Source organism: Corynebacterium sp. HMSC065D07, from assembly GCF_001810695.1.
GTDB lineage: Bacteria > Actinomycetota > Actinomycetes > Mycobacteriales > Mycobacteriaceae > Corynebacterium > Corynebacterium hesseae.
On record NZ_KV802471.1, the window covers coordinates 268,836 to 282,549 of the forward strand.

The following is a 13,714-nucleotide window of genomic DNA, read 5'->3' on the forward strand; positions in this document are numbered from 1 at the left end:
GGTGGGCTACTGCGAAGTAGCCCACCGCCGCTCTTGTCGTTACCGGTAGATTTCGTTAGCTCTGCACAATCGGGGCGTACGTCCCCGAGGTTTCCCATAAGCGTTCAATACCGTGTTCACGTTTTCGTGCTTTGGATCAATCTTGTGCTGATGTGACTAGTTGAGAGTTTTTCGGCTCAGCGGTTGCCCTACTCTGCACGCGGCTTTCGCCTGGGGGATGTCCAGAACCGATGTTGCTATAGATGTGAGGATGGGAGCGCTTGAGCAGCTCGCCGCGAACAAAGCCAGCTACTCCACACAAGAGGATGATGGTTGGAATCACGAAAACCAAATACCACAGCTCGGCATCGCCAATGAGGTTCTCGAAGTTGGCCAAGATCAGCACGAACATTGTGCCGAACCCAATGATGGCGATAGTTGGCGCCACTTTTGTGACGAACACTGGGTAAAGCCCTTTGTGCTTCCTAAAATAGAAGTAAACCGAGACCGAAGTGGTTAGAAGCAAGAAGACGAGTCCGAAACCACCAGCGTTACTCATCCAAGAGAACACGATTGCTGATGGAAAGCTTTCGTCATATCCTGAGAGCTTTTGAGCAAGCAGTGCCGTGGCGATGGCAAACAAACCGAAGCAAGATTGGAAAAGCGATGCCGCAACAGGGGCACCATTTTCGCTAGTCGTGCCGAGGTTCTTCCAAATAACCTGTTCTCGCCCCAGCGCCATGAGGTAGCGGGAAATAGAATTGTGGAAGGCTGTAACGGCTGCGAAGAGGGAGGTGACCAAGAGAAGCTGAATTAGCGGAACGATGGACTCGTATCCCTGGCTGGCAATAAAGTTGAAGAACAGATCCGAACCATATTCTTGCGCAGAATCAACTACCTGAGACTCTCCAGTGCTTTGGGCAATTGACCATGAAGAGAATCCATAAAAGCCGGAAATAATCAGAATTGATATAAGCGTCGCGTTTGGGATGGTTTTCTCCGGATTGATTGCCTCCTCAGAGTACATAGCACTGCTTTCAATTCCCATGAACCCGGCGATAGTGAACGCGAGGAGAGTTCCTGTGCCAGTTCCAATGAGCGCGGACGGAGATAAGGTGCCAATCGAGAGCCCATCTGCAGGGTTGCGGATTGCGAGAACACAGAAGAACACGATGGCACAAGACTCCAAGAAGAGAAGAACTCCTAGAATTCTCGAAGTGGCATCGGCAGATTTAATGCCTAGAAATGCCACTAGGCTTAAAGCTATGAGTGCCCACACCGCCCAGTGGATATAGGTGCCTACTATCGATTCAAATAAGCTAGATGCTGTGTATCCGAGAAGACAGTAAAGTGCGATCTGCATAGCAGTGTAAGAAACGATAGCCAGTGAAGAAGCTGCTAAACCGTGACTTTTCCCGAGGCCGGCGGAGACGTAGGAAAAGAATGCAGCAGTATTGGGTATCTCCTTGGCCATAGCGCAGAAGCCGACTGAAAAGAATGCCACGAGTGCTCCGCAAAGCAGGTAGCCGAGAGGAACTCCTGGCATTCCAGATGTGGCGTATGCTGCCGTTACTCCGGCGGAAACCACCGTTAAAGGTGCAGCTGCTGCAATTACTAGAAAGACAATGTTGTGCGTCTTGAGGGTACGAATCTTTTCGCTCATACGGCACCATCACTTGTAGCAGGGGAGAGACTTTCAAGCGCGGGGCTGTCTTCTTTGAAGTGAGCGGTATATGCCTTTCTTAGATACTCGATTTGTTCATCTGTGAACGTCTTTCGAATCTGTCCTTCCACGATTTCGGCGTATTCATCCTTGAAACCGGACTCTTCACCGGTCAGGCTTTCAAACACTGCAAGACCGCAGAAAGGAACGTAGTACTGGCAATAGCCGCCTTCTTGGACCACGACTAGATTTCCTTCAGAAAGGCTGTCTGCAGCAGCTGCAAGAGCCTGAGTCATGTTGTAGTAACCCGAGGTTGTTACCATCATGCGGCCTAGAGGGTCCATCATCGCGGCATCGTAGCCTGTACTAAGGATGATTAATTCTGGCTTGAATTCCTCGAGCGCTGGAATGACGATCTCATTAAGCGCGGTTTCATACACTAGGTCGCCACTTCCTGGAGGAAGGGGGATATTCAGGTTGAAATCCTTGCCTTTTCCGGAGCCTCGTTCTTCGACGAAACCACTGTCGACCGGGAAATTTCTATCTTGGTGGATGGATACTGTGAGAACACGGTTGTCTTCCCACCAGATGTCTTGGGTTCCGTTGCCATGGTGAACATCCCAATCTACGATTGCGACTCTTTCTAGACCGCGTTCCTCGAGAGCAAAAGACGCTGCAGCCGACGCGTTATTGAAAAGGCAGAAGCCTAAGCCACGGTTCCTCTCAGCATGGTGTCCCGGAGGATTAATCAAGGCATACCCACGGTCAACCTCTCCGTCTAGTACAGCTCGAGTCATTTCAATTGCGCCGCCAGCTGAGAGCTTCGCAATGTCTGCGCCTCCTTGTCCGAACGGTGATCCTCCATCTCCACAATCGCCACCTTTCGGTAGTTGAGACTGTTGGAGCATCGACTCGATGTGTTCTTTGGAGTGAATTCTTTCGAGTTGCTCCTTCGCCGCCGGCTTTGCCGAAAGATTGGTGAGGTGTTTGCGGAGCTGCGAGGCCTGCACTAATTCGTTTAGGCGTCGCTTTGGTTCCGGCGAAGAGAAGTGGCGGTTCACGGGTTGTAGGCCAAGGGCTGGGTTCGCCGGCGCATTGCCACCCGTGCCTGTGTCGTGCCATCCGTAGAGCGTGTCCCAGAGATAACCCACAGAGACTTTATCTTGCTTTTTGGTTGACATTTACAATCCTTCCTTTCGGCTGTGGTGTTGCAGACCATAGTACTTGTCGAGTGTGATTTGAGAGACTGTTTGCGCCTTAATTGCGGGGAAGGTTAATTTCTCTAAGGTGCCGTTATGTTTTTAATATTGGCGGTGGAGTCCGCTGTTTCCGAACTGCTATTAGAGGTATTTACTAACGGCAATATAGCGATTTTGAATCGAATAAAATTCACGACTAGTTACCCCGTTGTGGGGGTGGACTGATTGCAGGTTGGGCGATCTATCGTTCGTGAATATTTGTAACTGTGCAGGTGAGTGGGTAGGGGTGAAAGTTTTTCTCGATGATTTTGCCGAGGATAGTGGTGGATAATATTATCTCGCGTGGAGGATTGTAGGTTTGTAACTTGGTATAAGAATTAATCCAACCTTGATAGGTGTTTTAATGCCGATTACAGGTGGACTCGTATTGAGTTTGATGAAACAGGTTTTACTTCAATTGGGGCGTACGAAAACCAAAAGGGTGTTGGATTATCCGTCGATAATCCAACACCCTTTTGGTGATCTATTTCGGGCTACTTCTCCACGTAGTAGAGCTGCTTGTTAACGAACTCATCCATGCCAAGCGGGCCGAGCTCGCGGCCAAAGCCGGAGCGCTTTACGCCACCGAATGGCATTTCTTCGCCTTCGCCTGCAGGAGTGTTGACATTGGCCATGCCGCACTCGAGACGGCGGGAGACAGCGGCGGCACGCTCGGTGTCCTGGGAGAACACGGTGCCGCCGAGGCCGTACTGGGTGTTATTAGCCAAATCGAGGGCTTCTTCGTCGCTGCTTACCTTGTAAACGGTCGCGACTGGGCCGAAGAACTCCTCGTAGTAGATATCGGAGCCAACCGGGATATCGGTGATGACAGCAGGGGAGACGTAAGCACCTTCCTCAGAGAGCTCGCCGCCTGCACGCAAGTTAGCACCGGCAGCAACGGCACGGTCCAGCTGGTCACGCAGCTTTTCGGCTGCCTCACGGGAGGACAGCGCAGAGTATGCGCCTTCAGGCTGGTTGTCCGGAGTGGACTTTACAGCAGCGTTGGCGAGGCGCTCGAGCTCAGCGACGAACTCGTCGTAGATGTCTTCCATGACAATCATGCGCTTGTTCGAGTTGCAGGCCTGGCCGGTGTTGTACATACGCGTGCCCCATGCCAGCTCCGCAGCTGCCTTGACGTCGTCAGTATCGAGCAGGACATACGGGTCAGAGCCGCCGAGCTCGAGAACAGCCTTCTTGAGGTTTTCGCCGGCCTGCGCGCCGATGATGGAGCCTGCGCGCTCAGAACCGGTAAGAGATACACCTTGGATGCGAGAGTCCGCGATGATGGTGGAAATCTGGTCGTGGGAAGCAAAGACGTTGTTGTACACGCCCTCAGGAACGCCAGCGTCATCCATGATCTTCTGAACGGCGAGGGCCGAGCGCGGACAGATTTCCGCATCCTTGAGAATGATGGTGTTGCCCAGCATCAGGTTGGGTGCCACGAAGCGGGCGATCTGGTAGTAGGGGAAATTCCACGGCATGATGCCGAGCAGTGGGCCGATAGGCAGGCGGCGGATGACTGCAGTGCCGTTGGAGGCAGTCGGGATCTCCTGGTCCTTGGTGAAGTCTGCGCCGTTATCGGCGTAGTACTTGATAATGGCGGAAGAGAACTCAGCTTCCTCGATGCCTTCGGAGTGGAACTTGCCCATCTCCTCGCCGGCAATCTGGGCTAGTTCTTCCTTGCGCTCCTCGAAGAGCTCGCTGACGCGGGTCATGATTTCTGCGCGCTCAGAGATGGGGCGTGCAGACCACTCTTTATAAGCCGCGGCGGACTTTGCCAGTGCTGCTTCGACTTCAGCGTCGGTAGCGGTATCGAAGGTTTCGACTACCTCATTGGTTACGGGGTTCTGTACGCGATAGGTGTTGGACATTGATTACTCCTTTTCTCGTGTGTAGTTAGACCAGCGGTTGCTGGTCGTCGTCGCGCGAGGAAATTCGCGTGAGGGTTTCGCCCTTGAAGAATCCTGGGTGGGCAAAGCGGGTGAACAGCATGATGAATACGCCGAGCCCTAAGACAGCGACGCTCAATATGAAGACCATGCCGATACCACCGATTTCAGACCCGGATCCGTAGGACGGATCCATGGAATCGTATGCAGTGATGAAGAACATCATGAGCAAGAATCCGCCGCCCACAGTGGGGAAGAGGAACTTGAACACGATGTTATGCATCGAGCTAAACAGTTCGGTTCGGAAGTACCAGATGCAGGCCACGGCCGTAATTCCATAGTAGAAACAGACCATGAGGCCCATCGTAGCGATGGTGTCCCATAGCGCGTTTTCCGAAATAAGGCGGGTTACCGCGTAGAACACGGCTGCTGCTGCAGCGGAAACAATGGTGGCCGTCGACGGTGTACGGAAGCGGGGGCTGATCTTTGCGAACACCGGCGGCAATGCGCGGTAGTAGCCCATGGCCAGCAAGGTGCGGGCGGGGCCCACCATCGTGGATTGCAGGGAGGCGAAGGAAGAGGACAGGACCGCGATATAGATCAGGATCGAGGCCTTACCCAAGACGGGCTCTGAAAGTGCCGCGAAAATCGATTCCTGGTTTTCTGGATTACCAGCGCCCAGGCCCGTGTCACCTGTGCCGGCCCAAGTGATGACTGCCAGCGCGGTGAGGATATACAGCGCGATGATGATGAGCACCGTGATCGTAGCTGCACGACCCGGCGTCTTTTCGGGGTTCTTTGTTTCCTCGTTCATCGTGAGGGTTACGTCCCATCCCCAGAACATGAAGATAGACAGTGAGATGCCCGCAGCAATGAGGGAAAAGCTACCGATGCCAACCGGGTTGAACCATTCGAGCGAAATCGGTGTGAAGTCGAATCCGCCGTTGTTATAGGCGTTGTGGATTGCGACGACGTCGAAAAGCACAATGGCAGCAATCTGAATCGCAACGAGTACATACTGCAGCTTTTGAGTTGAGTCGAGTCCGCGGTAAGAAATGTAGCCCGCGATAGCGATAAAGACGAAGGTAGTCGGGATATTAACCCACAGGTTCCGGGTCAGATCACTAATAGCCGGGTTATTGAAGAGCTGACCAAGAAGTAGGTAGAAGAAATCGACGGCCACCGCCGCCAGGTTTGATAGCACCAGAATCGTGGCGGTGATAAGCCCCCATCCTCCCATCCAGCCGGCCCACGGGCCGAAGGCCTTTGTAGCCCACGTGAAGGAAGTACCTGAATCAGGGACTGCGTTGTTGAGCTCGCGGTAGGCAAACGCTACAAGCAGCATGGGGATAAAGCCCAGCAACAGCACTGCCGGGACGTATTGACCCACAGCTGAAATCGTTGGGCCAATACCGGAGGTCAGCGTATAGGTAGGGGCGATGCAACTGACGCCAATGACGACTGCGCCAAGTAATCCGACGCGGCCCGTAGCTAGGCCTTTGTCCGACGCTGTCTCATTTACCGAGTGGGTGGTTGGCGTCGAAGGGGTCGTGGTGGTCATGTGTTGTCACCACCTTTCGATAGAAGATTGTTTTCTTCGCCGGCTTGCATGTAGCCGGCGGGCACAACAATCATGGGGACTGGGATCAAGCGGAGCATTCGAGACGCTGTTGAGCCTAAGAAGAGCCGTCCAGGAACGGCCATACGGGAGGAACCGACAACGGCGATTTCGCCGTCTTGCCAGCTCAACTTTTCTAGGGCTGTGCTGACGTCCTTGCCAGACGCCACCTCGGTGGTGGCGTGTCCGGCGTCAAGCATGTGTTGAGCGGAGTCAGCCAGTTTTCGGTTGGCATAAGCATTGAGCGCACTGGGCACGTCGGTTCCGAGCCCATGCATGTCAGACTCACCGCTTAGGACGAGCGAGACGAGGCGCAAGGGAATCTCACGGCGACGCGCACGATCAAGGCCGATCGCAATGACATCAGACGTGCCACGGCGAGGGCCAAAGAAGGTCGTGACTCGAGTGATAGGGCCTGGGTAGGAGTATCCGCGCGGCGCGAGCGCGACAGGAACGGGGGCAGAGTGCAAGAGCGCATTGACCGCGGAACCCATCTGGAAACGTCCGAAGAGGCCGCCCTTCCGGGCACCAACGACGAGCAAGTCAGCACCAAGGGTCTCCGCAGTTTCGCAGAGCGCGGCAGCTTCGGAATCTCCCGTCACGATGCGTGCGGTTGCAGTGATTTCTTCAGGAACCTCCGCGAGAGCCTCCTCCAGCCATCCAGCGATTTGTTCCTCCACAATGGAGTCATAGCCACGGTCGTGCGGGTAAACGCCCGAGAAGGAGCTATGCGCGGGGGCTACCATAACGAGTTCGAGGCGCACGTTGCGCTCTTTTGCGAGAGCAATTCCTAAGCGCAACGCGTCTTTGCCGAAATCGGTAGCGACGTAGCCCACGAGGATGCAACCACTAGTGCTGCGGCGAGGGAAACTTGCGGGAGCCATGTTTAAGCCTTCGCTGCTTGCTCTGCGATAGCCAGTGCGGCGATCTCGCCCTGGCGTACTGCGCCGTCGACGTGTTGGTAGCCTTCAGCGGCGATGTCGGAGCATGCGTAGTAGATGGGGCCGGTCGGTTGATTCTGGAGGTGCCCCCAGCGCGAGAGTCCACCGAGATCATAGGAGGTAGCGTAGGCACCACGCGTCCACTCTTCGGCTGCCATGTCAGACAAGTAGAAAGCGATGGGCTCTTTGGTCTTTGGGCCAAGGTAATCTGCCATGGCGTCGAGAATGCGTTCTTTGCGCTCTTCAGCCGGCAGGTGCCACATCTCCTCTGCATAAACGTCGGAGACAAAGCCCACGAGGGTGCCGTAGGTGTCTTCCTTATCTGCGGTCGATTCGGCAAAATTCTTGCCGTAATTGGTGTTGTCGTAAACCTCCTGAACGAGGCGGCCGCCACCAAAGCCGGTGCCGGAGAGTCCTTCTTCGCGCCAGAACGGGGTGTCGTAGATGGCATGGACCTTGATAACCAGTCCCATGGAGATGTGCTGGTGCGCAATCTGCTGGTCGCGCGGCATCGGCGGAACGAAGGAGATGCGGTTGTACAGGTTTGGCGGAACAGCAAGGACAGCGAAACGGGCCTTTACAGTGACCTTCTCCGAAATGGCGGTAACGTTTCCAGCCTCGCCATTACCCGCGACACCATTGCGAACATCTGCCTTGATGTTGTTGAGTTCGTCCGCGGTAGATGCATCCGGCTCCGCCCAGTGAAGCTCGCGCACAGGAGTGCCGAGGTGGACATCGTCGCCCAAGCCCTTGGCAAGAGTTAAGGAAACGGACTGCATACCGCCGACGACGCGCTTATCCAGGATGAAGTCCTCATCCACAAGGTTGCTGAAGGAGCCTGCGGAGCAAGCCATGAGCACTGCTTGAAGAGTGGAGAACGTGTAGGAGGGCTTGGTCAGCATGCCGGACGCCACATAAATCGAAACGTTGTCGATGGCCTCAGTGTCGTCGGAAAGCTCCTCAAGCCAAGAGCGGAAAGAGATGGAGTCTAGCTCTTTGGCGCGCGGGTGGGACCAAGGGTTTGCGGGGTCCATTTCCGCTGCGAGTTCATCCATGATCTTGATGAGGCGGTCCATCTCAGCAATGGTCTTCTCATCGGCTGGGAATACAGTGCCTTCGTACTCGTGGCGGGTGCCATCAGGGGAGACGTAGATCGACTTGCCCTCGCGGTAGCGGGAGAAAGTTTCGAGGCCGAGTTCATCAACGAGCTCGATGAGGCGGGTCTGGTCGGGGGAGATCCACTGGCCTCCGAGCTCTACGAAGTGCTCGACTCCCTGTGCATCCTTGACCTTGCCGTTCCAGGTACGGCCGCCGACGCGCTCGCGAGCTTCGAGGACGGCTACGCTCAGGCCCTTCTTCTTTAGGGTATGTGCGGCCATGAGGCCAGCGGGGCCGGCGCCGATAACGACGACATCGCGCTCGATAACGGGATTGTCTGGATTGACGAGTGAAGTCATGAAGGTGTCTCCGTTCCTATGGGACGATGAAGGGGCAGGTGTGGCAAAATGAACATCATTCATTTTGTGTCTCGTATCACTGTACAGAAGGAACGTAACGTGAGACAAGGTTTCGGAGCTGTGAATTCGCATCGGCCTAAAGGTCGTCCCCATAAAGCGCTGGTTACGCGCGAAAAAATCGCTAAGGCTGCGCTCACCATTGTGGGGGAAGAAGGATATGAAAAACTCACAATGGCGCGCATTGCCCGCCGTCTAAACGTGGGAACCAGCGCGTTGTACAACCACCTTTCGGGGAAAGATGACTTGCTCGCGCTGATCGAAGATGCAGTCATGGAGCAAGTGGAATGCAGTTCCTTGTATGCCGCATTGGAGGCCACCCCGACACTCTCACCCCGCGATGCACTCATACGTTGGGCAACGTCCTACCGCGATGTCTGCGCACGGCATGTTCCGCTCGTGCGGATTATTGCGTTGACACCTATTTCTGGAGCACCTCGTACGGTTGAAATGTACGAAGTGCTAGCCCGAGTTTTGAAGCTGACCGGTCTTCCGAGCTCGGCCATCATGCCACGCATCGTGGCATTGGAATCTTTCATTTATGGCAGTGCTTACGATGTCCACGCCCCCGAAGACATCTTTGACCTTCCGGTGGATAGTGAGGCGCGCGCACCGGCACTGGCCGATGCGCGCGGCGCTTTTTCACCGGACGCCTCCATCGCAGACAGTCAGGATCAGAGGAATCCCTACGCCGACGAGCCGTTCCGCTTAGGCCTTGAAGCCCTCCTGTCAGATCTCCCCGACGAGAAGAATGGCTAGCCCCTCCAAGGCTCAATGCCCGCGCGTCGCCAGGCCTCCAAGAACTGGGTGGTCTCGGCCTCATCGGTGATGGACACGCGCACGCCTTCGTCGAGGTAGCGGCGGATGACCACGCCTTCATCGAGCATCTTCGTTTCCACCTCCGCGGCATCCGCACGCGGCAGCCAGACGAAGTTGCCGAAGGACTTCTCGGCCCCCAGCTCCGCGCAGACGCGGTCGCGCTGTGCTTTGGTGATCTCGACGGCGTCGGCAAGCTCGTCGTGGCGCTTGAGCACCTCCACGGCGGCGGTTTCCGCCATGGCTGTCACCGTCAGCGGCAGGGAGAGCAGCCGCAGCGCGTTGATGATCTCTTCGCCGGCCACTGCGTAGCCCACGCGCATGCCGGCCAATCCCCACGCTTTGGAGAAGGTGCGCACGCCGAGCAGGTTGGGGTAGCGCTGGTATTCCTCCACTGAATCCGGGGTATCGGGGGCGTCGTTGTATTCCCAATAAGCTTCATCCAGCAGCACGACCACGTCCTTGGGCACCCTGTCCATGAAGGCGCGGAATTCACCGCGGGTAATCACGGTGCCCGTCGGGTTATTGGGGTTGCACAAGATGATGAGCTTGGTCTTCTCCGTTAGCGCCTCGAGTACTGCTTCCAGATCGACGCGGTAATCCTCCGTGAGTGGGACCAGAACCGGTTCCGCGCCGGCCATGCGCACGTACAGGGGATAGGCCTCAAAGCTGCGCCAGGGCACGATGACCTCATCGCCTGTATGGCAGGACGCCAAGATGGTGGCCTGCAGGATGGGCGTGGAGCCCGCGGAGACGAAGATATTATCCGCCGGCACGCCCAAGTAGTTGCACAGTGCATTGGTGAGCTCCAGGCTGCCGGGCTGTTGGTAGCGGTTGGTGGTGCGGGCGGCGTCGGCAACCGCGGCGATGATGTCCTCAGCTGGCGGGAAGGGGACCTCATTGGATGAGAGCTTGAGCGCGTTGGGGAAGTCCTTGCCCACCTTGTACTCGGGGAAGCTCGAGAGATCATTGCGTAGCATAATCACGTCCTTTCTAAATCATGTCCCAGATGGTCACGGCCATAATCAGCAGGCCCATGCCGAAGACGAAGTAGTTCCACGGGTCATTGCGGAAGTGCTTGTACACGTCCAACTTCTTGAACATGTACACCGGAACCAGGTAAACGATGAACGCCACGAAGACACCGGAGACCACGGAAATCATGGAAATAATGGAGGGGTTGAAGATCGCCACGAGCGTGGTGCACACGAAGGCGATGACATAAATGATGTTGAGCAGCGTGCGGTGCGAGACCTTCTCCGCCAGCTTCGGAGCGGCGTTCTTCAGCAGGTACTCCGTGCCTTCTTCTGTGCCGAGCATGTGGCCGAAGTAAGAGGAGACGATGGCGCAGATGACCACGATGGGCGCCATGTAGGCCATGAACGGCGTGCCGGTGACGTTGGCGAAGTAGGAGAGCACCGGGATGTTTTGCTCGAGGGCCTCATTCATGCCGTCGGCGCCGAGCGCGAGGACACAGGACCACACGAAGAACATGGTGAAGACCACGAGCAGGATGGAGGTGTAGAACTCCGTGCGGGAGACGCGCTTCTCGGTCTTCTCGCCGTACTGCGGCTGCATATCGAGGGCGAATTGCGACAGCGCTGCCATGTGGGAGAAGGAGAAGACCAGCACCGGCAGGATGAGGAAAATTCCCTTGAAAATGCCGCCGTAGCCATCCGAGCCGTCATCAAAGTGAAGGAAGCTTTGCAGGTCCCAGCGCGGGATGAGGTAAATGGAGGTGACGGCCAGCGCAATAATCAGCGGGTACACCAGCACCTGGGCCAGCCAAATCATGGGCTTGCGGCCGATGGCGAAGGCACCGGTCATGACGCCGACGCAGAGCATGGCCAGTAGCCACCGGTCGAGCGAAGGCCCGCCCAGCTGGTTGACGATGAAGCTATCCACCGCGTTAGTGATGGAGACACCGTAAATCAGGACCGTGGAAAAGACCGTGATCCAATACAGCACCGCGAAGACGATTCCTTGGCCCTTGCCCAGGTACTGCGAGACCAGCTCGAGGATGTCCTTGCCGTGGTCCTCTTTGGGGGCGCCCGCGACGATGCGCGCGTAGGTGCGGTGGGAGAAAAACACCAGCGGGAAGATGAAGACCGTGGCGAAGACCAGCGGCCAGAACCCGAAACCACCGGCGTTGAGCGGCAGGAAGAGGATGCCGGCACCCACGGCGGTACCGAAGAGCGTAATGATCCACGATGCGGTGGATGCGGCGGGCCGCTGCTTGGCGACGACCCCATCGCCCACAATGTGCTCGCCCTCCTTCAGCTCAGTAGTGGGTGGCGTGGTTGTTGGGGGAGTGTTGGTAGAGCTCATGATGAGCCTCCTTTAGTTGGTGGGCGGAATAGGCAGGGAATGCTCTTGATCGGTGATGACGTTGATCAGTGCCGGTACCCCGTCGTTGGCGATGGCGGCTAGAGCGCGCGCGACTGCCTCTGGTGCTTGTGCGTCATCGGTGACGAGCTCGCCGTGGGCGCCGAAGCCGCGGGCAACCGCCGCGAAATCCGGGTTCACCAGCTGCGTGCCGGAAACGCGATCGGGGAAGTGCTTCTTCTGGTGATCGCGGATGGTTCCGAACTCGCCATTGGACATCACGATGATGAGGAAAGGCGCGCCGTATTGCAGCGCGGTGGCCAGCTCCTGGCCGTTCATGAGGTATTCGCCATCGCCAGCAATGGTGACCACGGTGCGCTCCGGGAACTGCAGCTTGGTGGAAACTGCGGCCGGGATGGAGTAGCCCATCGAGCCGTTGCGCACGCTGAACTGGGAGGGGTAGACCGTCGAGCGCAAGAACTGTTGGGCCCAGATGCAGTGGTTGCCGGCGCCAAAGGTGTAGATCGAGTCCTTGGGCAACTGCTCGTGGAGCGCTGCGAGGATGGCCTCCATGTGGGCGGTGCCCTCTTTGCCTGGACGGTAGTCTGCGGGCTCGGGGAGGGTGGCGAAGTTGAGGTGGTTCGCGTGCGCGGAATCAAACCACTCGCCGCGCTGCTCCGTGCCCTCGACGGTTAGACGGTCCAGCGTGTTGGCGAAGGCCACAGGGCTTGCCACGATGTGGCTCTCGAGGGGTACCGAGTGCCCGCGCAGGCTGGTGTCGGGATTGATGGCGATGTTGCGCGCCTGCGGTGACTGGCGCAGGGTATAGCCGTCGGTAGGAACATCACCGAGAACGGCACCAACTTCAATGACGAGGGAGGCGGCTTCCAAAAGTTGCGCCGCGCGGGGGTCGCGGCCGTAGCCGAGCCAGCCGGCGTTGGCGGGGGAGTCGAAAGGCACGCGGTCGGCGGCGCGGAAGTCTTGAATGATCGGGATACGGTGCTCTTCGGCGAAGCGAGTGATCTTCTCCGCGGTCTCTGGGGTCCAGCGCGGACCGCCGGCGAAAATAAGTGGTCGCTCTGCGTGGCTCAGTTCGCGGGAGAGGAGGCCCAGGTGATCGTCGGAAAGCGCGCCTTCCGCAACCGGGATGGGCGGGTGGATGGTGCCGGTGAACTCCTTGTGGAGAACATCTTCCGGCAGGCCCACGATGACGGGGCCGGGGCGGCCCTGCTGGGCCTGGAAGAAGGCTTCGGCCACGACGCGAGAGGCGCGCTCCGGATCGTCGAGGACGAAGACCTGCTTGGCCTGGGTGCCGAACCACGCCTTGGGATCGAATTCCTGGAAGGATTCGCGGTCGCGGTCCGAAGTGGGGATGAGGCCGACGAAGAGGACGAGCGGGGTAGCGTCCTGCCAAGCGGTGTGGATGCCGACGTAGGCGTTGGCCGCGCCGGGCCCGCGGGTGACCATGGCGACGCCGGGCTGGCCGGTGGCTTTGCCCTGGGCTTCGGCCATGTAGGTGGCGCCGCCTTCGTGGCGGCAGACGATGGCTTCGACGGGGGAATCGTAGAGTCCGTCCAACACGGGAAGGAAGCTTTCGCCGGGTACGAGGAATGCGCGGGGCACATTGTGCGCGGCAAGGGATGCGGCAATGGCGGCGCCGACATGTGACATGGAGAACCTCCCTGACTTCGTTGTGGTAGTGGTCTCATTATTCTTTGGTGATGTCATGTT

General features: G+C 57.3%; 10 protein-coding genes. 1 reads left to right on the forward strand and 9 read right to left on the reverse strand.

Annotated features, from left to right (window positions below):
• Positions 1-136: 136 nt before the first annotated feature.
• The 6 genes from HMPREF2760_RS10315 to HMPREF2760_RS10340 all read right to left on the reverse strand — a co-directional run bounded on the left by HMPREF2760_RS10315 (position 137) and on the right by HMPREF2760_RS10340 (position 8,785).
• Complete coding sequence (locus HMPREF2760_RS10315; RefSeq protein WP_070597266.1) at positions 137-1,642, reverse strand: APC family permease; 1,506 nt, start codon at positions 1,640-1,642, stop codon at positions 137-139.
• The gene (locus HMPREF2760_RS10320; protein ID WP_070597268.1) at positions 1,639-2,823 is read right to left on the reverse strand and encodes a class II histone deacetylase; all 1,185 of its coding nucleotides are present in this window, start codon (positions 2,821-2,823) and stop codon (positions 1,639-1,641) included. Before HMPREF2760_RS10320 ends, HMPREF2760_RS10315 begins: the two co-directional genes overlap by 4 nt.
• Positions 2,824-3,374: 551 nt before the next feature.
• Positions 3,375-4,751 (reverse strand): NAD-dependent succinate-semialdehyde dehydrogenase, encoded by a 1,377-nt coding sequence (locus tag HMPREF2760_RS10325; protein ID WP_070597270.1) that lies wholly within the window; start codon positions 4,749-4,751, stop codon positions 3,375-3,377.
• A 25-nt stretch (positions 4,752-4,776) separates the two neighbouring features.
• Complete coding sequence (locus tag HMPREF2760_RS10330) at positions 4,777-6,330, reverse strand: APC family permease (protein WP_070597272.1); 1,554 nt, start codon at positions 6,328-6,330, stop codon at positions 4,777-4,779.
• Positions 6,327-7,271, reverse strand: a complete 945-nt coding sequence (locus HMPREF2760_RS10335) for a universal stress protein (RefSeq protein WP_070530899.1) — start codon at positions 7,269-7,271, stop codon at positions 6,327-6,329. Before HMPREF2760_RS10335 ends, HMPREF2760_RS10330 begins: the two co-directional genes overlap by 4 nt.
• Positions 7,272-7,273: 2 nt before the next feature.
• Positions 7,274-8,785: a flavin monoamine oxidase family protein gene (locus HMPREF2760_RS10340; protein ID WP_070523320.1), complete on the reverse strand. Its 1,512-nt coding sequence runs from the start codon at positions 8,783-8,785 to the stop codon at positions 7,274-7,276.
• Between the two features lie 48 nt (positions 8,786-8,833).
• On the opposite strand from HMPREF2760_RS10340, the gene HMPREF2760_RS10345 reads away from it, so the two are divergent.
• On the forward strand, positions 8,834-9,601 hold the full coding sequence (locus HMPREF2760_RS10345; protein WP_083304516.1) for a TetR/AcrR family transcriptional regulator: 768 nt from the start codon (positions 8,834-8,836) through the stop codon (positions 9,599-9,601).
• Here the strand turns inward: HMPREF2760_RS10345 and HMPREF2760_RS10350 are convergent.
• Genes HMPREF2760_RS10350 through HMPREF2760_RS10360 form a run of 3 tightly spaced genes read right to left on the reverse strand, consistent with a single transcriptional unit; the run spans position 9,598 to position 13,654 of the window.
• Entirely contained in the window at positions 9,598-10,638 is a 1,041-nt protein-coding gene (locus HMPREF2760_RS10350) for a histidinol-phosphate transaminase (protein ID WP_070597274.1), read from the reverse strand. The two genes, HMPREF2760_RS10345 and HMPREF2760_RS10350, sit on opposite strands and share 4 nt — an antisense overlap.
• A 13-nt stretch (positions 10,639-10,651) precedes the next feature.
• Positions 10,652-11,986 (reverse strand): aromatic amino acid transport family protein, encoded by a 1,335-nt coding sequence (locus tag HMPREF2760_RS10355; RefSeq protein ID WP_070565234.1) that lies wholly within the window; start codon positions 11,984-11,986, stop codon positions 10,652-10,654.
• Between the two features lie 12 nt (positions 11,987-11,998).
• Positions 11,999-13,654 (reverse strand): thiamine pyrophosphate-dependent enzyme, encoded by a 1,656-nt coding sequence (locus HMPREF2760_RS10360; protein ID WP_070565236.1) that lies wholly within the window; start codon positions 13,652-13,654, stop codon positions 11,999-12,001.
• Between the last annotated feature and the right edge of the window lie 60 nt (positions 13,655-13,714).

What these genes read in the sequence shown, in the direction of transcription:
- HMPREF2760_RS10315 (WP_070597266.1), bottom strand. Translation starts at nt 1,642, where the DNA reads ATGAGCGAAAAGATTCGTACCCTCAAGACGCACAACATTGTCTTTCTA.
- HMPREF2760_RS10320 (WP_070597268.1), bottom strand. Translation starts at nt 2,823, where the DNA reads ATGTCAACCAAAAAGCAAGATAAAGTCTCTGTGGGTTATCTCTGGGAC.
- HMPREF2760_RS10325 (WP_070597270.1), bottom strand. Translation starts at nt 4,751, where the DNA reads ATGTCCAACACCTATCGCGTACAGAACCCCGTAACCAATGAGGTAGTC.
- HMPREF2760_RS10330 (WP_070597272.1), bottom strand. Translation starts at nt 6,330, where the DNA reads ATGACCACCACGACCCCTTCGACGCCAACCACCCACTCGGTAAATGAG.
- HMPREF2760_RS10335 (WP_070530899.1), bottom strand. Translation starts at nt 7,271, where the DNA reads ATGGCTCCCGCAAGTTTCCCTCGCCGCAGCACTAGTGGTTGCATCCTC.
- HMPREF2760_RS10340 (WP_070523320.1), bottom strand. Translation starts at nt 8,785, where the DNA reads ATGACTTCACTCGTCAATCCAGACAATCCCGTTATCGAGCGCGATGTC.
- HMPREF2760_RS10345 (WP_083304516.1), top strand. Translation starts at nt 8,834, where the DNA reads ATGAACATCATTCATTTTGTGTCTCGTATCACTGTACAGAAGGAACGT.
- HMPREF2760_RS10350 (WP_070597274.1), bottom strand. Translation starts at nt 10,638, where the DNA reads ATGCTACGCAATGATCTCTCGAGCTTCCCCGAGTACAAGGTGGGCAAG.
- HMPREF2760_RS10355 (WP_070565234.1), bottom strand. Translation starts at nt 11,986, where the DNA reads ATGAGCTCTACCAACACTCCCCCAACAACCACGCCACCCACTACTGAG.
- HMPREF2760_RS10360 (WP_070565236.1), bottom strand. Translation starts at nt 13,654, where the DNA reads ATGTCACATGTCGGCGCCGCCATTGCCGCATCCCTTGCCGCGCACAAT.